Origin of the sequence: Catenuloplanes niger, from assembly GCF_031458255.1 — a bacterium.
Taxonomy (GTDB): domain Bacteria; phylum Actinomycetota; class Actinomycetes; order Mycobacteriales; family Micromonosporaceae; genus Catenuloplanes; species Catenuloplanes niger.
The window spans coordinates 4,056,720-4,075,937 of the sequence record NZ_JAVDYC010000001.1 but is presented as its reverse complement, the minus strand read 5'-3'; the positions used below and the strand labels follow the sequence as shown (position 1 = coordinate 4,075,937).

At 71.0% G+C, this 19,218-nt stretch carries 17 protein-coding genes and 1 pseudogene; 12 read left to right on the top strand and 6 right to left on the bottom strand.

Annotated features, from left to right (window positions below):
* The first annotated feature begins 1 nt into the window (after window position 1).
* The 5 genes from J2S44_RS17780 (at window position 2) to J2S44_RS17760 (ending at window position 7,898) form a co-directional block, all read left to right on the top strand.
* The gene (locus tag J2S44_RS17780; RefSeq protein WP_310415002.1) at window positions 2-2,434 is read left to right on the top strand and encodes a DUF5682 family protein; all 2,433 of its coding nucleotides are present in this window, start codon (window positions 2-4) and stop codon (window positions 2,432-2,434) included.
* 580 nt (window positions 2,435-3,014) lie between these two features.
* A complete protein-coding gene (locus J2S44_RS17775; RefSeq protein ID WP_310414999.1) occupies window positions 3,015-4,169 on the top strand; it encodes a VWA domain-containing protein in 1,155 nt (384 codons plus the stop codon).
* A gap of 53 nt (window positions 4,170-4,222) precedes the next feature.
* The gene (locus J2S44_RS17770; protein ID WP_310414996.1) at window positions 4,223-5,542 is read left to right on the top strand and encodes a hemolysin family protein; all 1,320 of its coding nucleotides are present in this window, start codon (window positions 4,223-4,225) and stop codon (window positions 5,540-5,542) included.
* Between the two features lie 281 nt (window positions 5,543-5,823).
* Window positions 5,824-6,477 carry a DUF6230 family protein gene (locus tag J2S44_RS17765; protein ID WP_374727993.1) on the top strand — a complete coding sequence of 218 codons (654 nt, stop codon included), beginning with the start codon at window positions 5,824-5,826 and terminating at the stop codon, window positions 6,475-6,477.
* Between the two features lie 62 nt (window positions 6,478-6,539).
* The gene (locus tag J2S44_RS17760) at window positions 6,540-7,898 is read left to right on the top strand and encodes a DUF6114 domain-containing protein (RefSeq protein WP_310414991.1); all 1,359 of its coding nucleotides are present in this window, start codon (window positions 6,540-6,542) and stop codon (window positions 7,896-7,898) included.
* A 22-nt stretch (window positions 7,899-7,920) separates the two neighbouring features.
* On the opposite strand, the gene J2S44_RS17755 is transcribed toward J2S44_RS17760, so the two are convergent.
* Entirely contained in the window at window positions 7,921-9,594 is a 1,674-nt protein-coding gene (locus J2S44_RS17755; protein WP_310414988.1) for a DUF885 domain-containing protein, read from the bottom strand.
* A gap of 40 nt (window positions 9,595-9,634) precedes the next feature.
* On the opposite strand from J2S44_RS17755, the pseudogene J2S44_RS17750 reads away from it, so the two are divergent.
* Window positions 9,635-10,623: pseudogene (locus J2S44_RS17750) on the top strand (DMT family transporter).
* Here J2S44_RS17750 and J2S44_RS17745 read toward each other — a convergent pair.
* Window positions 10,506-11,558, bottom strand: a complete 1,053-nt coding sequence (locus J2S44_RS17745; RefSeq protein WP_310414982.1) for a PHP domain-containing protein — start codon at window positions 11,556-11,558, stop codon at window positions 10,506-10,508. The pseudogene J2S44_RS17750 and the gene J2S44_RS17745 sit on opposite strands and share 118 nt — an antisense overlap.
* An 88-nt stretch (window positions 11,559-11,646) precedes the next feature.
* On the opposite strand from J2S44_RS17745, the gene J2S44_RS17740 reads away from it, so the two are divergent.
* The 3 genes from J2S44_RS17740 (at window position 11,647) to J2S44_RS17730 (ending at window position 14,831) form a co-directional block, all read left to right on the top strand.
* Complete coding sequence (locus J2S44_RS17740) at window positions 11,647-13,515, top strand: M48 family metallopeptidase (protein WP_310414979.1); 1,869 nt, start codon at window positions 11,647-11,649, stop codon at window positions 13,513-13,515.
* 39 nt (window positions 13,516-13,554) lie between these two features.
* On the top strand, window positions 13,555-13,971 hold the full coding sequence (locus tag J2S44_RS17735) for a VOC family protein (RefSeq protein WP_310414976.1): 417 nt from the start codon (window positions 13,555-13,557) through the stop codon (window positions 13,969-13,971).
* Window positions 13,972-14,081: 110 nt separating this feature from the next.
* A complete protein-coding gene (locus tag J2S44_RS17730; protein ID WP_310414972.1) occupies window positions 14,082-14,831 on the top strand; it encodes an NUDIX domain-containing protein in 750 nt (249 codons plus the stop codon).
* A gap of 301 nt (window positions 14,832-15,132) precedes the next feature.
* Here J2S44_RS17730 and J2S44_RS17725 read toward each other — a convergent pair whose 3' ends face one another.
* Together J2S44_RS17725 and J2S44_RS17720 are read right to left on the bottom strand one after the other, a co-directional pair.
* On the bottom strand, window positions 15,133-15,906 hold the full coding sequence (locus J2S44_RS17725; protein WP_310414967.1) for a hypothetical protein: 774 nt from the start codon (window positions 15,904-15,906) through the stop codon (window positions 15,133-15,135).
* The gene (locus J2S44_RS17720; RefSeq protein ID WP_310414964.1) at window positions 15,903-16,661 is read right to left on the bottom strand and encodes a hypothetical protein; all 759 of its coding nucleotides are present in this window, start codon (window positions 16,659-16,661) and stop codon (window positions 15,903-15,905) included. The genes J2S44_RS17725 and J2S44_RS17720 overlap by 4 nt, the downstream gene beginning before the upstream one ends.
* Window positions 16,662-16,913: 252 nt before the next feature.
* Between J2S44_RS17720 and J2S44_RS17715 the strand changes: the two genes are divergently transcribed.
* From J2S44_RS17715 to J2S44_RS17705, 3 genes are all read left to right on the top strand, one after another.
* Complete coding sequence (locus J2S44_RS17715) at window positions 16,914-17,264, top strand: GntR family transcriptional regulator (protein ID WP_310414961.1); 351 nt, start codon at window positions 16,914-16,916, stop codon at window positions 17,262-17,264.
* A 138-nt stretch (window positions 17,265-17,402) separates the two neighbouring features.
* A complete protein-coding gene (locus tag J2S44_RS17710; protein ID WP_310414958.1) occupies window positions 17,403-17,996 on the top strand; it encodes an NUDIX hydrolase in 594 nt (197 codons plus the stop codon).
* On the top strand, window positions 17,993-18,394 hold the full coding sequence (locus J2S44_RS17705) for an NUDIX hydrolase (protein ID WP_307241676.1): 402 nt from the start codon (window positions 17,993-17,995) through the stop codon (window positions 18,392-18,394). Before J2S44_RS17710 ends, J2S44_RS17705 begins: the two co-directional genes overlap by 4 nt.
* On the opposite strand, the gene J2S44_RS17700 is transcribed toward J2S44_RS17705, so the two are convergent.
* Together J2S44_RS17700 and ndk are read right to left on the bottom strand one after the other, a co-directional pair.
* A complete protein-coding gene (locus J2S44_RS17700) occupies window positions 18,391-18,699 on the bottom strand; it encodes a hypothetical protein (protein WP_310414955.1) in 309 nt (102 codons plus the stop codon). The genes J2S44_RS17705 and J2S44_RS17700 overlap by 4 nt on opposite strands.
* Entirely contained in the window at window positions 18,699-19,193 is a 495-nt protein-coding gene (ndk, locus tag J2S44_RS17695; protein WP_310414953.1) for a nucleoside-diphosphate kinase, read from the bottom strand. Before ndk ends, J2S44_RS17700 begins: the two co-directional genes overlap by 1 nt.
* Window positions 19,194-19,218 lie beyond the last annotated feature (25 nt).

Sequence of the window (19,218 nt, the reverse complement as noted above, 5' to 3'; positions counted from 1 at the left end):
GGTGGAGCGGCACTACGGGGTCCGGCACCACGGGCCCGGCTCGGCCCGGGCACTGCTGCGCGCGCTCGACGAGCAGCGGCCGGACCTGGTACTGATCGAGGGCCCACCGGAGGCGGACGACCTGGTCCGGTGGGCGGCGGACGACGGGCTCGTGCCGCCGGTCGCGCTGCTCGGCTACGTCACCGACGCGCCGGGTACGGCCGCGTACTGGCCGTTCGCGGTCTTCTCACCGGAGTGGCAGGCGATCCGCTGGGCGGTCGCCCACGACGTGCCGGTCCGGTTCTTCGACCTGCCCTGGGCCTACCGGGCGGCCACGGAGCCGGCCCGCACGACGGAGCCGGCATCGCCGGTCGACTCCGGCCCGGCAGCGGCCGCGGGACCGGGCACCGATCCCGCGCCGGGTGCCGATCCCGCGCCTGGTGACGGCTCCGCGCCTGGTGCCGGATCGGACGCGGATGCCGGATCGGGGCCGGTTCCTGGCCCGGCACACGGGCGTGGTCCGGCGCCGGGTTCCGTGCCGGAGCCGGATTCCGGATCGGGGCCGGTGCCCGATCCGGACGGCGACGGTGAGCCGGTGCGGCCGGTCGATCCGATCGGGGAACTGGCCGCGGCGGCCGGGTATGACGATCCGGAGCGCTGGTGGGAGGACGTGATCGAGCACCGCGGGATGCCGGCGTTCGAGGCGATCGCGGAGGCGATGGCCGCGATCCGGGCCGAGTCGCCGGACGACCCGGACGACCTGGTCCGTGAGGCGCACATGCGCACGGTGCTGCGCGCGGCCCGGCGTACCCACGAGAACATCGCGGTCGTCTGCGGGGCCTGGCACGTGCCCGCGCTGACCGCGAAGGTCCCGGCCGGGGCCGACGCCGCGCTGCTCAAGGGCCGGAAGAAGGCCAAGGTCACGTTCACCTGGGTGCCCTGGACGTACGGGCGGCTGGCGTCCTGGCAGGGCTACGGCGCCGGGGTGCGCTCGCCGGGCTGGTACCACCACCTGTTCACCACCGAGGACGAGGTGATCACGAGGTGGCTGGTGAAGGCGGCCGGTGTGCTGCGCGACGACGGCGTGCCGGTCTCCTCCGCGCACGTGATCGAGTCGGTGCGGCTGGCCGAGGCGCTCGCGGTGCTGCGCGGACGGCCGCTGGCCGGGCTGGACGAGGTGACCGAGGCGGCCCGCGCGGTGCTCTGCGAGGGCGACGAACTGCGGCTCGACCTGATCGGCCGGCGGCTGGTGGTCAGCGAGCGGCTCGGTGAGGTGCCGGACGACATGCCGGCCGTACCGCTCGCCCGCGACCTCGCCGAACGGCAACGCGCGCTGCGGCTGAAACCGTCGCCGCTCGAGGCCGAGCTCAGACTGGACCTGCGCAAGGAGATCGACCTCGGGCGCAGCCGGCTGCTGCACCGGTTGCGCCTGCTCGGCGTGCCGTGGGGCGAGCCGGCCGACCGCGGCGGCGGCAAGGGCACGTTCCGCGAGACCTGGCAGCTGCGCTGGCAGCCGGAGTACGCGGTCGCGCTGGTCGAGGCGAGCGGGTACGGCACGACCGTGCTCGACGCGGCCACCGCGCGGCTGGTGGAACGGGCCCGGCGCAGCGAGGTGCTGGCCGAGGTGACCGCGCTGGTCGAGGTCGCGATGCTGGCCGACCTGCCGGACGCGTACCCGCCGGTGCTGCGCGCGCTGGACACCCGGGCCGCGCTGGACGCGGACGTGACGCACCTGATGGCCGCGATCCCGGCGCTGGCCCGCACGCTGCGGTACGGCGACGTGCGCGGCACCGACCTGGGCGCACTCGGCACGGTCACCGCCGCGCTGCTCGGCCGCGTCTACGCCGGGCTGCCGTCGGCCGTGCTGTCGCTCTCCGACGAGGCGGCGCAACACCTTCGCGGGTACGCGGACGCGGTGCACGCGGCGGTCGGGCTGCTCGACGACGCCGGCCTCCGGGAGCGCTGGCTGGACACGCTGGCGTCGCTGTCCGGCCGCGACGACCTGCACGGCCTGCTGGCCGGCCGGTTCACCCGGGTGCTCTACGAGGCGGACCGGCTGGACCGGGCGGAGACCCGGCGGCGGATGGGTCTGGTGCTGACCGCGGGCGTGCCACCGGCCGTGGCGGCGCGCTGGATCGAGGGATTCCTGGCCGGCGGCGGGCTGCTGCTGGTGCACGACGCGGCGCTGCTGGCGCTGGTCGACGAGTGGCTGGCCGCGCTCGGCCCGGACGCGTTCACCGAGGCGCTGCCGCTGCTGCGGCGCACGTTCGGCACGTTCGCGGCGCCGGAGCGACGGGCGATCGGCGAGCGGGTCGCGGGCGCGGCGGACCACGGCGGCGGCGACGACACCCGGGTGGATCACGACGTGGCCGGGTCGGTGCTGCCCACGCTGGGCGCGCTGCTGGGCCGCGAGATCGGCAGACGAGAGATCGAGAGCGTGGGGAGCACGACATGACACAGCGGGGGCACAAACTCCGGCGGATCCGCCGCCTTCTCGGCGGCACCCTGCCCGCCACCGGCGTCACCCGGGTGCACCGCCCGGCGGCCCGGCCGTCCACACCGGACAGCACACCGCACCCGGCCGGCGACCGCCCGGCCGGCGACCGCCCGGCCGGCGACCGCCCGGCCGGCGACCGCCCGGCCGGCGACCGCCCTGCCGGCACCGGGCCGGCAGACACCGCGACGCCGGACGCCGGCGTAATGCCGGGCACCGCGGGCGCGGGCGGCGGCGTAACGCCGGGCACCGCGGGCGGTGGCGTAATGCCGGGCACCGCGAACGCGGGCAGCGGCGTGACGGCAGGCGGTGGGAACGCGGGCGGTGGGAACGCAGGCGGTGGGAACGCGGGTGGTGGGAAGGCGGACGGCGTGCGGCGCGGTGCCGCGACGGCGACGGGTGGGTGCGCGCCGGAGGCGGTCGGAGCGGTGGACGAGCGTCGTGACGGGCTCGGTGCGGGTGTCCTTCCCGGCGATCACGGGCGGCCACGTACCGGCGGAAGGTTTGGATCTTATCGGGGCGTGCATCGCCGGGAGGCGGCGTGAGCGAGGAGGTGGAGCGGCTGCGGCGCTGGCGGATGGTGCTGGGCGCCGCCGCCGGCGAGAGTTTTCAGCAGCTCGGCGGCGCCGAGGCGGCGATGGACGCGGCGCTCGGCGCGCTCTACGACGGTGCCGGCGAGGGCGAGTCGCGGAACCGGTCGGCCGGGCTGGGCGCGTCCGCGCCGCGGGTCGCGCGCTGGCTGGGCGACATCCGGGAGTACTTCCCGAGCACGGTTGTGCAGGTGATGCAGCAGGACGCGATCGACCGGCTGAACCTGACCTCGCTGCTGCTGGAACCGGAGATGTTGGCCGCGGTCGAGCCGGACGTGCACCTGGTCGGCACGCTGCTCTCGCTCAACCGGGTGATGCCGGACCGGACGAAGGAGCTGGCCCGGCAGGTGGTCCGCCAGGTGGTGGACGAGCTGGAACGCCGGGTCGCGCAGAAGACGCGGGCGGCGGTGACCGGCGCGCTGAACCGGGCCACCCGGGTCAACCGTCCCCGGCACGCGGACATCGACTGGGACCGGACGATCCGGGCGAATCTGAAGCACTACCAGCCGGAGTACCGGACCGTCGTGCCGGAGCGGCTGATCGGGTTCGGCCGGCGGACCAGCGCGGTGCAGCGGGACGTGGTGCTGTGCGTGGACCAGTCCGGTTCGATGGCCGCGTCCGTGGTCTACTCCGGCGTGTTCTCGGCCGTGCTCGCGTCGATGCGGTCGCTGCGCACGTCGCTGGTGGTCTTCGACACCGCCGTCGTGGACCTGACCGACCAGCTCAGCGACCCGGTGGAGGTGCTGTTCGGCACGCAGCTGGGCGGCGGCACGGACATCAACCGCGCGATCGGGTACGGCCAGACGTTGATCACCCGGCCGCGGGACAGCATCTTCGTGCTGATCAGCGACCTGTACGAGGGCGGCGTACGGGACGAGATGCTGCGCCGGGTGGCCGCGATGGTCGGCTCGGGCGTGCAGGTGATCGTGCTGCTCGCGCTCTCCGACGAGGGCGCGCCCGCCTACGACCACGAGAACGCGGCCGCGCTGGCAGCGCTCGGCGTGCCCGCGTTCGCCTGCACACCGGACCTGTTCCCGGAGCTGATGGCGGCCGCGATCGAGCGCCGGGACCTGCGGGCTTTCGCGGAGCGCGCGACGACGCGTTAGGTAGCCCCGCCGGGTGGGAAAAGGTCCACCAACTGAACGGTGAGGAGCCTGCGGTGCAGGAGCTATGGACCCAGCTCGCGCTGGTGGCCGTGCTGGTCGTGCTCAACGCGGCATTCGCGGGCAGCGAGATGGCACTGGTCTCGCTACGGGAGAGCCAGATCCACCGGCTGGAGCGGGAGGGTGGCGCGGGCGGCCGGGTGCTGGCCCGGCTGGCGAAGGACCCGAACCGGTTCCTCGCCACCATCCAGATCGGTATCACGCTGGCCGGCTTCCTGGCGTCCGCGTCCGCCGCCGTGTCGTTGGCCAAGCCGCTGGTGCCGGTGCTGAGCGCGCTCGGTGACGCGGCCGAGCCGATGTCGATCGTGCTGGTCACGCTGGCGCTGACGTTCGTCACGCTGGTCTTCGGCGAGCTGGCCCCGAAGCGGATCGCGATGCAGCGCGCCGAGGGCTGGGCGCTCGCGGTGGCCCGGCCGCTGGACCTGCTGGCCACGATCTCCCGCCCGGCCGTGTGGGCGCTCGGCGCGACCGCGGACGTGGTGGTGCGCGCGTTCGGCATCGACCCGGCCGAGGAGCGCGAGGAGATCAGCCCGGACGAGCTGCGCGACATCGTCTCCGGTCACCGGGGCTTCACGGTCGAGCAGCAGACGATCATCAACGGTGCGGTGGAGATCGCCGAGCGGCAGCTGCGCGCGGTTCTGGTGCCGCGACTGCGCGTGTTCACGCTGGACTCGGGCACGACCGCGGAGGCCGCGCGCCTGGTGCTGGCCGCGTCCGGGCACTCGCGGGCGCCGGTGGTCCGGCACAGCATGCTCGACGACGTGGTCGGCGTGGTGCACCTGCGCGAGCTGATCGGCGTGCCGGACGACCGGCCGGTCGACGAGTGCGCGCGCCCGCCGATGCTGCTGCCCGACTCGCTGCCGGTCTCCGACGCGCTGCGCCAGTTCAAGGCGGAGCGGCAGCACATAGCGCTGGTGGTGGACGAGCGTGGCGCGATCGACGGGATCGTCACGCTGGAGGACGTGCTGGAGGAGATCGTCGGCGAGATCTACGACGAGACGGACCGGGACGTGCAGGCGGTGCGCACGGACCCGGACGGCACGATGGCGCTGCCCGGCACGTTCCCGGTGCACGACCTGCCGGACATCGGGGTGGAGCTGGACGAGCGGCCGCCCGGTGACTACACGACCATCGCCGGGATGATGCTGACGCTGCTCGGGCACATTCCGACGGTGGCCGGTGAGACGGTCACGATCGACGGCTGGGAGGCGGCCGTGACGTCGGTGGAGCACCACGCGATCACCGGTGTGAGCCTGCGCCGGCTGCCGGAGGGCGCGCCCGCGGAGGGCGAGGAACAGCCGGTCGAGGCACGGTAGAGATCCACAGGGACCTCTCGGCTGGCCGTTATCAAATCGTGATTCAGGCGGAAGATCGATCACCAATGGTGAGCGGTTGCCCCACTTTGCCCGGTTAACCGGCCGGAAACCTCTACACGCGGCGTAAGCAACGGTGATCGTCAATGCCGCGCGACGGTTACCCGTGGGTAAACCGAGGGTTGTGAGCCGTGTCTCTTCGCACAATCATTGGCTCCGCGCTTCGTTACCGGCCGGTAAGGGCCCGCGGGCGGCCGAAACGCCTCACCACGCACCGCTCGGGCATCGACGGTGCGGACTCCCGTCGTGAGGAGGAACCCGTGCAGGAGAAACCGGCGAAGGGACGCGTGCGCTGGCGTCGCGCGGCCGTCCTGGCCGTACCCACGGTGATCGCCACCGGATTCATGATCTTCGGCATGTCGAACGGCGCGATCGCGGCGTCGTTCTCGGTCTCCGGCAGCACGTTCAAGGTCGCCGCGGACCGGCTGGAGGGCGACGGCTTCGCCCAGTACGGCGGCATCGCGACCGAGGAGGGCGGCGAGCGGCACCCGACCGCGGTCTCCGCGATCCGCGAGGCCGAGCTCTACGACCTGTGCCAGTCCGTCAACGCCTCGAACCCGCTGGTCGGGCGCGTGATCCTGACGATCAACGCGGGCGGCGGCGACCGGCCGGCCACGGCCAGCAACCTGGTGCTGGACGTGGACGAACTCTCCGGTGACGCGACGTTCACGAACATCGAGATCGGCCGGGACGCGTCCACGCTGACCAAGGGCGGTGAGGGCGCGAAGGGGCAGCCCGGTCTCTTCGGCCAGCAGGCGGACCACGTCACGATCAACAACCTTCGGCAGGTCGCGTGGACCACGACGGCCGGCACGTTCGCGCTGACCGGCCTGCAACTCAAGGTCAACGTCGGTGACGACGCCAAGGAGTGCTTCTGATCGGCGCCCGCCGGCCCGCGCGTTCCGGGCGGGCCGGTGGGCCGGCAGGCGGGGAGCGGAGCATGCGAGACGTCGGCGGGGCGATCGCCCGAGGCTGGCGCGCCTTCGGCCGCTGGCGTGGGAACCGGCCGTTCTGGGGCGGCCTGCTGCTGATCCTGGCCGGCCTGGAGATGTTCGGCACCACCCAGGGCGGCGGCGTCAACGGGTTGTCCGTCCACGTGGGACCGAGCGGGTACCTGAGCTGGCTGATCCCGGCGGTGCTGGTCACCTGCGGGGTGCTGGTCTGGTGCACGCCCGCGCAGCGCGTGTTCTACGCGGTCGTCGGCGCGCTCACCTCGGTGTTCTCGCTGATGGCGATCAACCTCGGCGGCTTCTTCGTGGGGCTGGTGCTGGGCGCGGTCGGGTCGGCCCTGGCGTTCGGCTGGGGGCCGCCGGAGCCGGTCGCGGATCAGGACCCGGAGCCAGGACAAGACCAGAATCCGTCGCCGGGGTACGACCGGAGCGCGGTGCTCCGTCCGGCGGCGATGCCGGACGATCCGCCTGACCGGCGTACCCCCGGGATGTCGGTCTGGATCCTGATCGTGGTCTCGGCCGTGGCCGCGGGGCTGCTGCCGGGCGCGGAGGCGGCACACGCGGCACCGTGCCCGCCGCGGCCGAGCGCGTCGCCGGCGCCGTCGGCCAGCCGCTCACCGGGACCGATCGAGGAGTGGATCGGCGACGTCACGGACGGGATCGGTGACCTGCTCGGCCTCGGCGGCAAGGCCCGCCCGCCGTCCGCGCCGTCACCGTCCCGGTCGCCGTCCGGGGACGCCGGGGAGGACTGCGGGACGACCAACCCGCCCGGTCCGCCGGGCCCGCCCGCCTCGCCCGGTGATCCGGGCCAGCCCGGTGACCCGGGCCAGCCCGGTGACCCGGGCCAGCCCGGTGACCCGGGCCAGCCCGGTGGTGGGAAGCCCGCGGAGGATCCCGAGGAGCGGGTGAAACAGCTCGGGGTGCCGCCGGGAGTGCCGCCGGTGGCGACGCGGCCGTCGCTGCTGACCGGCACCAAGGTCGAGATGTGGAACCTCGGCATGGACGGCATCGTGGACATGCCCCGCGTGGACGGCAGCACGATCAAGGCGCTGCAGTTCTCGATGACCCGGGCGGACACGCACGACTTCCGGCTGGAGACGCCGCGCCACCGGGAACTCTCCCCGATCACCAGCTCGACGCTGGGCGTGGCGGGGGACGTCCGGTTCTACGCCACGAGGTTCACCGGCACGCTGCTCGGCATCACGATCACGCTGACGCCGGAGTCGCCGATCCCGCCGGACGGTATCCCGATCGCGTTGCCCTACATCGCGTTCCAGGACCCGTCCATGGAACTGCTGCTGGCCACCTGCCGGACGCTGACCGGTCCCGACCTCGTCGACGTGGTGTGACGAGGCCGGGAGCGGCGGTGGGTCAGTAGCGGGCCATCGCGCGGCGGAACGGGTCCAGGCCGATCGAGCCCAGGTTCAGGCCGGCCTGGTGGAACGCGCGGAGGTCGAAGTCCGTGCCCTTGCGGGCCCGGGCGTCCTCCCGCGCCTGCAACCAGAACCGCTCGCCGACCTTGTACGACGGCGCCTGCCCCGGCCAGCCCAGGTACCGGTTCAGCTCGAAGCGCAGGATCTCGTCCGGCATCCGGCAGTGCGCGCGCAGGAACGCCCAGCCGTGCTCCGGCGTCCACCGCTCCCCGGGCGCGAACCCGAACGGGTTGTCCGCCGGGATCTCCAGCTCCAGGTGCATGCCGATGTCGACGATCACCCGGGCGGCCCGGAGCGCCTGGCCGTCCAGCATGCCGAGCTTGTCACCCGGGTCGTCGAGGTAGCCGAGCTCGTCCATCAGCCGCTCCGCGTAGAGCGCCCAGCCCTCGCCGTACCCGGAGGTCCAGCCCATCAGGCGGCGCCAGCGGTTGAGCAGGTCCGCGCGGACCGTGGTCTGCCCGACCTGGAGGTGATGGCCGGGCACGCCCTCGTGGTAGACCGTGGTGACCTCGCGCCAGGTGGAGAAGTCCGAGATGGTGCCGGGCACCGCCCACCACATCCGGCCCGGCCGGCTGAAGTCCTCGCTCGGCCCGGTGTAGTAGATGCCGCCGTCGCTGGTCGGCGCGATGCAGCACTCCAGACGCAGCACCTGGTCCGGGATGTCGAAGTGGGTGCCGTTCAGCTCCGCCACGGCCTTGTCCGCGAGCGCCTGCATCCAGTCGCGGAACGCCTCCTTGCCGTGGATCGTGCGCGCCGGGTCCGCGTCCAGCGCCGCGACCGCCTCGTCGATGCTCGCGCCCGGGCCGACGATCCGGCTCGCGACCAGGCGCATCTCGTCCTCGAGCCGGGCCAGCTCGTCGAAGCCCCAGGCGTACGTCTCCAGCAGGTCCAGGTCCGCGCCGACGAAGTACCGGGAGGCCAGCGAGTAGCGCTCCAGCCCGGCGGCCTGCTTCTCCCGGCCGTGCGGTGCCAGCTCCCGGCGCAGGAACTCGCCGAACTCGGCGGTCGCGCGGGTCGCCGCGGCCGCGCCCCGCTCCAGGTCACCGGTCAGGCCCGCGGTCGTCGTCCCGAGCGACCGGACCAGCGCGTGGTAGACGTCGTCCTGGGCCGGGTCGGTCCAGATGTCGCACTGCTTCGCGACCTCGACGATCTGCTCGCGCGGGCTCACGTGCCCCCGCGAGACCTCGTGCAGCAGCGTCGTCCTGATCTGGTCGAGCGCGTGCGGGATCCGGTTGAGCCGGGCTGCGATGTTCGCCACCGCCTGCTCGCCGTCGTGCGGCATCAGGTCGAACGCGCCGCGCACGTCGTGCAGCGCGCTGGTGATCACGTTGAGCTGGCTGGTGGTCTCGCCGGCGTCGTACCGCGCGAGGTTCAGCTCCAGCCGTTCGATCATGGCCTCCCGGCCGACCTCCTCGTCCGGCGAACCGGCCGGGGTGGCGTGCAGGGCGGCCACGGTACGGCGGTCCAGGTCGGCCTGTGCGGCGTAGCCGTCCGGCGTGAGGTCGTCGAATTGGTCGTCGTAGCCGTCGATACCGAGGTGCGTGGCGCCGATCGGGTTCAGCGGTGCCCACTCCTCGACGTACCGTTCCGCGAGGTCGTCGATGTGTCCCACCGGGTGATGTTGTCACACCCCTGAGGCAGAGTGTCCGGACGTGACGACCCGTTCCTGGCTGCCCGGATATCTCGCGCTCGCCGCCGTCTGGGGTGCGAGCTTCCTGTTCATCGGCATCGGCGTGCGCGAGCTGCACCCGGTCTACGTGACGCTCTTCCGGGTGGTGGCCGGCGCGCTGACGCTGGGCCTGGTGCTGCTGCTCACCCGCGACCGGCTGCCCCGCGACCCGGCCGCCTGGGTGCACCTGTTCGTGATCGGCGTGTTCGGCGTGACGATCCCGTTCACCCTGTTCGGGTACGGTGAGCAGCGCGTCTCGTCCGGCCTGGCCGGCATCTGGAACGCGACCACTCCGCTGCTCACGCTGCCGATCGCGGCGCTGGTGCTGCGCACCGAGACGCTCACCGCGCGCCGCGTCGCGGGCGTCAGCGTCGGGTTCCTCGGCGTGCTCGTGGTCCTCGGCGTCTGGGACGGTGTCGGCGGTGCGCAGCTGTCCGGGCAGCTCATGTGCCTGGGCGCGGCGGCCTGCTACGGCTTCGCGATCCCGTACCAGAAGCGGTTCCTCGGGCACCGGCCCGACTCCTCCGCCTCGCTGGCCGCCGGTCAGCTGCTGATGGCCACCGTGCAGCTGCTGGTGGCGGCGCCACTGCTGGCCGGCGCGCCGCCGTCGCCACTCGGCCTGTCGCCGGAGGTGATCGGCAGCGTGCTGGCGCTCGGCGTGTTCGGCACCGGGCTGGCGTTCCTGGTCAACATGCGCAACATCCGGCTGATGGGCGCGAGCACGGCCGCGTCCGTGACATACCTGATCCCGGTCTTCGCGGTGCTGCTCGGCGTGCTGGTGCTGGACGAGCACATCTCCTGGCATCAGCCGGCCGGCGCGCTCATCGTGCTGGCCGGCGTGGCGATCAGCACGCTCAGCGTGCGTGCGTCCACTCGATGAGCCGGTCCGCGGACCAGGTGTTCACCACCCGGTCCGCGGGCACGCCGCACAGCGCGGCGCGCTCACAGCCGTACCGCTGCCAGTCCAGCTGACCGGGCGCGTGCGCGTCCGTGTCGATCGCGAAGAGGCAGCCGGCCTCGACCGCGAGCCGCAGCAAGCGCTTCGGCGGGTCCAACCGGTCCGGCCGACAGTTGATCTCGACGGCCTTGCCGTGCTCCGCGGCCGCGGCGAACACCCGCTTCGCGTCGAAGTCGCTCGGCGGGCGGCTGCTGGTCCGCGCGTGCGCCCGGTCGTTGTTCTTCGTGGGCAGCCGCCGGCCGGTGCAGTGACCGAGGATGTCCAGGTGCGGGTTGGCGACCGCCCTCAGCATCCGCCGGGTCATCGCGGCCTCGTCCGCCCGCAGGTCGCTGTGCACCGAGCCGACCACCACGTCCAGCCGGGCCAGCAGGTCGTCCTCCTGGTCCAGGCTGCCGTCCGGGTTGATGTCCACCTCGATCCCGGTCAGGATCCGGAACCCCTCGGGCAGCTGCGCGTTCAGCTTCGCCACGTGCGTGAGCTGCTGCCTCAGCCGTGCCGGGCTCAGCCCGCGGGCCACCTTCAGCCGCGGCGAGTGATCGGTCAGCACCAGGTACTCGTGGCCGACCTCGGCCGCGCCGAGCGCCATCTCCTCGATCGGCGAGCCACCGTCCGACCAGTCCGAATGGCTGTGACAGTCGCCGCGTAACGCCTCCCGCAACCGGATCGCGGTCACGGGCAGGTCGTCCTGCTCGGTGGCGAGCAGCCGGCGCAGGTAGACCGGCTCCTCACCGGCCAGCGACTCCGCCACGCAGCGCGCGGTCACGTCGCCGACGCCCTTCAGGTCACTCAGCGTGCCGTCGGCCGCACGCTCCTCGACCTCCGCGGGGTCGAGCGCGCCCAGCGCGTTCGCGGCCGACCGGAACGCCTTCACCCGGAACGTCGCCTCGTGCGCCGCCTCCAGCAGGAACGCGATGCGCCGCAGATCGGCGACCGGATCACGGGATGCCATGTCGTCAACCTAACGCGGGGTTGTCGCCCTCCGCGCGACATGGGTACTGTCCGGCTCACGTACGCCCGGCGTACGGGGAGGATCGACGATGACCGCCACGCTACGGGCCGCCGTCTCGGTGGTGCTGCTCGCCGGGTTCTACCTGGTCGCGCTGGTTCAGCTCGCGCTCGTCGCGGTCCTGCTCTTCGGGGCGAGCGTGCTGGTCGCCGGCCACGACGCGGTCAAGCTCGCGTTGCCCCTGATCACCCTGGGCGTCGGCGTCGCCGGGCTCGCGCTCGGCCGCGGCCTCGCGTCCCGGCGCTCCCGGCCGCACGGCATCCCGGTCGCGCCGGAGCGGGCACCCGCGCTGTGGGCCGTGGTGCGGGAGATCGCGGACCGGGCCGGCACGCGGGCGCCGGACCGGATCCGGCTGCTGCCGGACGCGACCGTCCGCGTCACCGAGGACGTCCGGCTGCTCGGCCTGCGCGGCGGCGTACGCACGCTCTACGTCGGCCTGCCGCTGCTGCAGATCATGACCGTGGACCGGGCGCGGGCGATGCTCGCGCACGAGCTGGGCCACTTCTCCCCGCCGGGCGGCGCCGCCTACCGCGGGCGGCTCGCGGTCACCGCCGCGCTGCCCCGCATGCCGCTCACCCTCCGCTGGTACGCGCACCTCTACCTGGCGTTGGACGCCGGCGCCACGCGTGCCCAGGAGGCCGCGGCCGACCGGCTCGCGGCCACGGTCGCCGGGCCCGGTGCCGCCGTGGCCGCGCTGCACGACCGGCCGGTGCTGGAGGCCGCCTGGTCGTTCTTCTTCCGGCGGTACGTGCGGCCCGGATGGGAACACGGCTACGTGCCCGACGACCTGTTCGGCGGCTTCGCCGACTTCGTCCACGCGCGCGCGGACGAGCTCGACGACCTGCGCAGCCAGGCCCCGGCCGCGGACCGCTGGGACACGCACCCACCGGTCGCGGAGCGGGTCGCCGCGCTCGCCGCCGGCCCCGCCCTCGCCGCCGGCCCCGCCCTCGATGCCGGCCCCGCCCTCGATGCCGGCCCCGCCCTCGATGCCGGCTCCGCATTCGATGCCGGCTCCGCGCCCGACTCCGCTGTCCGGCCGGAAGTGGGGGAGGCTCCGCTGCCCGCGACCGCGCTGCTCACCGACCCGGCCGGTGCGGCGCGTGCGCTGCAGGACGCCACGATCGCGGCGGGACGGCGCCCGCTGGCCTGGCCCGAGTTCATCGCGGCCGCCGGCACCGCCACGCTGCGCCGCGAGGCCGACCAGGTGCTCCGGGAGGCCGCCCGCACGCTCGGCCGGGACGACGCGGGCCTGTCCGAGACGCTGGACGTCGCCGCCACCGGCCGGTTCACCCGGGCCCAGGTCGAGTCGCTGCTGCTGCTCGCCGCGATCCACGCCGGTGCGGCCGGCTGGCGGCACAGCTGGTCCGCGCCGCCCCGCCTGCTCGGCCGGGACGGCAGCCCGCTGCGGCTCGGCGAGATCGCCACGCTGGCGCTGAGCCGGTCCACCGTGGACGAGGCCCGCAAGCACCTGGCCGAACTCGGCATCGACGCCGGCTCCACGCCGCCGCTGACCCCACGGTCCGGCGCGGCCGGCGCGGGCGCGGTCGCCGGCCTGATGAACGTGATCGTCAACGGCGAACGCTCCGACCTGGTGCTGCTCAACACGGGGCTGATAGTGGTGCCGGGCGTCCCGCGGCTGCGGCAGCGCGAGGTGCGGCCCCGCATGCACGCGATGCTGACCTCGATCCCGCCGGACCGGCTCGCCGCCGAGCCCGGCCACCGTTTCGTCGCCTACGCCGACTTCGCCACGGCCCGCCTCACCCGCCGCGTTCCGAAGACCTACGACATCACGCTGTACGACGACACCACCCTCAAGATCCGCGCCGGTACCGACACCGAGGAACTCGGCCCGGGCTGGTCCACCCTGGCCGACGCCACCCTCGCGTCCCGCTCCGCGTAGCGGACACCAGCTGTCCGCTACCCCGGGCAGGCTGAGGTCATGAAGCCCAACCGCGCCGGATCCCGGATCGACCACCTCAACGTCGCCGTGCCCGACCTCGCCGCCGCCGTCGCCTTCTACGAACCCGTGCTGGCCGCGATCGGGATCACGAAGATGCTGGAGTTCCCGCCGAACGCCCGGCCGAACCAGCCGACGGCCATGACCGGTTTCGGCCTCGCCCAGGTCAAGCCGTACTTCTGGCTCATCGACGGCGGCACGGTCGGCACCAACATGCACCTCGCCTTCACCGTCGACACCCGCGACGACGTGGACACGTTCCACCGCGCCGCGCTCGAGGCCGGCGCCACCTCACTCCTGGCGCCCGCCGTCCACCCCGAATACCACGACGACTACTACGGCGCGTTCGTGCTCGACCCGCACGGCATCAACCTCGAAGCGGTCTGCCACCAGGGATAGGCCCGGCGCGGTGGCGTGGCCGTGTGTTCCGCGACGGCCACGCCCCGCGCGGCGCACGTCTAGACGAATACACCTCTTGACGCCTAGCCCGCCGCGCCTAGCGTGTCCGAATGATCACCCCGGATCGTCGAGGCGCCGCCTACCAGCGGCTCGCCGGCATCCTGCGCGATCGCATCGCCTGCGGAAGCCTGCCGCCCGGCCGCCGCGTACCGTCCGAGAAGGATCTGCACGACGAGTTCGGTCTGGCCCGGGAAACCGTGCGGCGCGCGCTCGCGATCCTGCGGCAGGAGGGCCTCATCGAGGTCCGCCACGGGCACGGCACCTTCGTCGTCGACGCGCCACCGACCGCGGAACTCACGCCCGGCGACAGCCTGACCGCCACCGCCGCCATCACCGTCACCCGCGCCTCCGGCCGGGTGGAGACGTACCCGGCCGGAACCCGGCTCACGGTCGGTCCCCGGCCGCGGCTCGATCGTCCGGCCGTCGCCGCTGCCGTCGTCGTCGACGCCGGACACGTACTCCTGATCCGGCGCAGCGTTCCCGAAGGCCCGCTCTCCTGGCAGTTCCCGGCCGGCGAGATCGAGCCCGGCGAGGTCGCCACCCAGGCCGCGGCCCGGGAAGCGCGAGAGGAGACCGGCGTGCTCGTCCGGCCGGTGCGCCCGCTCGGCCGGCGCGTCCACCCCACCACCGGCCGGTCGATGCACTACGTGCTGTGCGACCTGATCGGCGGCTCCGCCCACCCCGCCGACCCGGACGAGGTGGCGGAAACCGCGTGGTGCGACCGCGCCGCCCTCGCCGACCGGGTGCCGTACCCCCTCTTCGGCCCGGTCCAGGAACACCTCGACCGCGTACTCGACTGACCGCGACGCGCGAGGGCCCGGCGCGCCCGCACTATCGTGCGGCGGACAGCGGACGCGTCGAACGAGAAAACGCCCGGCAGCTGCTGTCGCAGCTGCCGGGCGTTTGCCCTGCTGGATGGCGGTGGCGGCGGGATTTGAACCCGCGGAGGGCGTAAACCCTCACACGCTTTCGAGGTCTGCCCACCACTGGACAGCGGCGACCCAGAAGGTCCCTGAGCTGCTCATTGGCGATGTGGTGGACAGTAAAGTTCGTTGGCGAACAGACCCGAATGAGACGACAACTGAGACGAAGACAGGGACGCTACCTGAGCATGATGCCGGACTCATCCACGTACTCGATCCCTCGCTGGGTGATCCACACACAATCGGGGCCGCGATGGATGTAGTTCAACTCACGTTCAAGCCGGAAATATATCCGACTCATATTCTTACGCATTGCAGGCGTGCTCCACTCCCGCAACTGGTCTCGCGTCGCTCCCATACTTCCGCAGTGATAAAGCAGCACCAGCATGTGCTGACCGTGACTCAGGGTCGGATCGAGTACCTTCAAAAATCCATGAAAGTCCTCGACAACTGGCGCACGCCGAGTGACAAGGTCCCGAACGATACGCTGCGCTTCATCCGCTGATATCGTAGGCATATGCCACAAGCGAATGAATTCAGCCAATACCCAGTCCAGAACTCCAACAACCAGCGTGGCATCCTGTAAGTTAGGATCAATTCCATCCGCCAAATGCGCAGTATCGCGATTGTTGCGAATATCGTAAACCACCCGCAGGGATCGCGGAATATGCAAACGAATCGAGGCAGGTGGACCGCCATTCTTTGGCAACGATGCCAGCAATTTAATCAGCTCGTCGGTTTTCAGGGAGCCACCCAGTGGCACAAAGCTGCCAGTGGCCTCTTCCTGTAGAAGGCGAAAGGCTGCCTCGCAGAATCGTCCGCCCTCGACGGCCTGCAGGCGAAGTCCGCCTCGATAGAATTCAGACTTCGCCTCCTGGTATGCCAACAAAAGCTCATCGACCAACTTGGGGTCTCGGCGCAGGGCGAGAGCTTGCCGCATTTCCTCGATCACGGCTTAGCGAGTCCGCTCGCAGAGGACTTCGCCGCTTCGCTTCCGACGGCCGACTTTGCAGCAGCGCCACTCGATCCACCGTGAGAGGTTGTCGACCTTTTCGCTACCGGCTTGCGCCTACGAACTGGATTATGGTCTTTCGCCGCAGCCTCAACCGCATCACGATCGGGAAGGGCCGCAACAATGGCCTCCCCCAACGTGGAGATCTGCCTGTTTCCCGCACCCGCCGAGACCAGATATCCATTCCTAGTTTCCGCTTTAGCCACATCGCGACTAGGATTCTGCATTTTTGGCTGAGCGGCTTCCGTATTGAGTGAAATGATGTCAGCAGTTTTGAAATGATGCACATTTCGACAATGGGTAAGGTAATATGCCAGACAGGCGATCTTCTCGCTAAGACTTTTCGGACGCTTCGAGGCAAGGAAAGCTTTGGGTGATGAGAGATCGCCAATCCCGCCCTGAGGATACGACGGATACGGTGCGCCAGTGACGTTGTACGGAACTGCCGACATCATCGGTGGCACCACACCAGGCGAAAGCATGGGCGCATAAGGAACTGCAGACGTAGGATCCGAAGGTGGCATAGAAATCAGAGGAGGCGGGGACACCTTCAGGATTTCAGACAACCAGCGGAGCGCTCTCGCGACCTGTTCTTGATCTAGAGCCTGCAGTGCCTCCAGGGCTGCCTTGGTTGCATCCAACTCCAAGGCAGCCTTAGTTGCGTCCAACTCGACGGCCGGGTCGACCATCTTCACTCCAAATGAGTCTCAGCGGCGGGCTCAGCCCTTGGCCACACTCTCCCCATGAGAGCCACTCAGCATATCGAACCTGCGCCGAGTATCAAGGCGGCATTGCGAGAGACATTCAAGATCTTTTGATTTGAAGATCATGAGAATACAACTGGTGTATGAATTGATAAGACTATTCTCATCGTTCTCCTGCAGGAGCATATACGTCTAGACAAATATACCTCATGGGCTTCCCATAGATGCACCTAATGTGAGTCTGTGATCACGCCCGATCGAGAGGGTGCCGCGTATCGGCAGCTTGCTGCCGCACTCCGCGAGCGCATGCACAGCGGAGTGCTGCCTCCAGGTCAGCGCATCCCCTCCGAGAAGGACCTGCAGCACGAATTCGGGTTGGCACGGGAAACGATCCGCCGCGCGCTGTCGATCTTGCGCCAGGAGGGCCTTATTGAGGTCCGTCACGGCCACGGCACGTTCGTCGTCGAGACGCCTCCGTCGGTAAGCCTGAAGTCAGGCGACAGCATCACATCGAGCGCTGCCATCACCGTAACCCGCGCAACTGGTCAGGTTGAGACGTATCCGGTCGGCACGAAACTCACGGTCGTCGACTAAGCCGATGTCGACAAGTCGCGCTGCTAGCGATCTCAGAAGGTTCCCATGAGCCAATCAGCGCGGCATACCGTCATAGATGAGTGGACCGGGCGCCACGCATGCGCGCTGCAAGCGGCTCTTCGGATGTCGCAAGATGAGATGGCGGCGCTGATCGGCGTTGCGAAGCGGACGATCGCGGCATGGCATGAGCGGCCCGAGGTCCGCATCCGGCCGGAGCTACAGCGAGCGCTCGACACCGCTTACGAGCGATCTGACGACTCCGTGAAGATCCGGTTCGCGCGGCAGCTCAACGCCGAGGACCGCGCCGATGTTGAGGCGGCCGGAAGCGCAGCACCGCTCACAGTCGCGATAGCTGTCGTGGTCAACGGTGCGCGCGTGCTCCTCGTCTGCCGGCGCGAGGACGACCCGGACGGGATTACCTGGCAGTTCCCCGCCGGGATCGTCAAGCCGGGTGCGAAGCCTCGCACGGTCGCGGTGCGGGAGACGTTGGCGGAGACCGGAATTCACTGCACGGTTACGCGGGCGCTGGGAAGCCGGGTGCATCCGATTACGGGTGTGTTCGCCGAGTACTTCCTGTGCACCTATCTCACGGGTGAGGTCGACAACCTCGATCGGGCCGAGAACGTGGACGCGGTGTGGATACCGCGGCAGCGCATCGGTGACTTCGTGCCCGCTGACCGGGTCTTTCCCCCTGTTCGGCAAGTCCTGGAAAACCTGGAAGCGGAGTCATGAGTCAGCCTGAGAAGCCAGCAATCGCCGCCGCCATCATCGTCGAGGACGGGCGGGTCCTGATGGTCCGTCGCAACGTCAAGGAGGGGGCGCTCTCCTGGCAGTTCCCGGCCGGCGAGGTCGAGCCGGGCGAGACCAGCGAGGATGCCGCCGTTCGCGAGGCGAACGAGGAGACGGACGTGACTGTCCGCGCGGTGAAGACGCTCGGCGAGCGCGTGCATCCGAACACCGGGCGGACCATGGTCTACGTCGCGTGCGACCTGGTCAGTGGCACGGCGCGAGTCGCGGACGAAGAGGAGCTGGCGGAGGTGGCGTGGTGTGACCGCGCCACCCTGGCCGAGTATGTGCCGTATCCGTTCTTCGGGCCGGTGCAGGAGCACCTCGACGCGGTCCTGCGTTAGTCGGTGCCGAGCAGGTCGGCGAGCCGGGAGCGGACCACGCCGGCGTGGAAGAAGTCCGGCATCGGCACGCCGGCGATGACCTGCCGGTCGGAGACGGCTTCGTTCAGCGAACGCGGTGGGAGTGCCTCGATCAGCTTGAGGCACTCCCACGCGTACCCGCGAGCCTCTGGAATTTGCCCTTCTGCACGGAGCCGGACGGCGAGCGCGAACGCGTATTCCGCGGCGGCGCGGTCGTCCTGGTAGAAGCGCTCCTCCTCGTACCGCTTGCGGAGCGCACTGATCGGCGGCGGCTCCTCGGGGAGCATCAGAAGAGGTAGCGCTCGGCGACGGTCTGGTAGTCGAACAGCTCCGTCTCGGAGAACCACAGCTCGACCTCGTACTTGGCCTCCTCGACGTTGCCGGAGGCGTGGATGAGATTTGCAGCCACGATGCCCTTGGCCTCGGTGTACGCCTTTGACGTGTGCGCGAAGTCGCCGCGGATCGTGCCGGGCGGGGCCTGGTTCGGGAACGTGGCGCCGACCATGCGGCGGACGGTGGCGACGACCTCGACGCCTTCGAGGACGAGCGCGATGACCGGGCCGGTCTGCATGAAGTTCGCGGTCACATCGAAGACGGACTTGCCGAAGCGCTCCTCCAGGTCGAAGTAGTGCTTCTTGGCGAGATCCGCGTCGATCTGCACCATCTTGGTGCCGACGACCTTCAGGCCCGCGTCCTCGAACCGCTGCAAGATCCGGCCGGCCAGACCGCGCGCGACCGCATCGGGCTTGAGAAGAACGAGGGTCCGCTCCAGAGCCGCCATGCCGTACCTCCGCTATCAGCTACGT

Coding starts and splice junctions, on each gene's coding strand:
- J2S44_RS17760 (WP_310414991.1), top strand. CDS start 6,540: ATGCGAGACGTCGGCGGGGCGATCGCCCGAGGCTGGCGCGCCTTCGGC.
- J2S44_RS17745 (WP_310414982.1), bottom strand. CDS start 11,558: ATGGCATCCCGTGATCCGGTCGCCGATCTGCGGCGCATCGCGTTCCTG.
- J2S44_RS17740 (WP_310414979.1), top strand. CDS start 11,647: ATGACCGCCACGCTACGGGCCGCCGTCTCGGTGGTGCTGCTCGCCGGG.
- J2S44_RS17735 (WP_310414976.1), top strand. CDS start 13,555: ATGAAGCCCAACCGCGCCGGATCCCGGATCGACCACCTCAACGTCGCC.
- J2S44_RS17730 (WP_310414972.1), top strand. CDS start 14,082: ATGATCACCCCGGATCGTCGAGGCGCCGCCTACCAGCGGCTCGCCGGC.
- J2S44_RS17710 (WP_310414958.1), top strand. CDS start 17,403: ATGGCGGCGCTGATCGGCGTTGCGAAGCGGACGATCGCGGCATGGCAT.
- J2S44_RS17705 (WP_307241676.1), top strand. CDS start 17,993: ATGAGTCAGCCTGAGAAGCCAGCAATCGCCGCCGCCATCATCGTCGAG.
- J2S44_RS17700 (WP_310414955.1), bottom strand. CDS start 18,699: ATGCTCCCCGAGGAGCCGCCGCCGATCAGTGCGCTCCGCAAGCGGTAC.
- ndk (WP_310414953.1), bottom strand. CDS start 19,193: ATGGCGGCTCTGGAGCGGACCCTCGTTCTTCTCAAGCCCGATGCGGTC.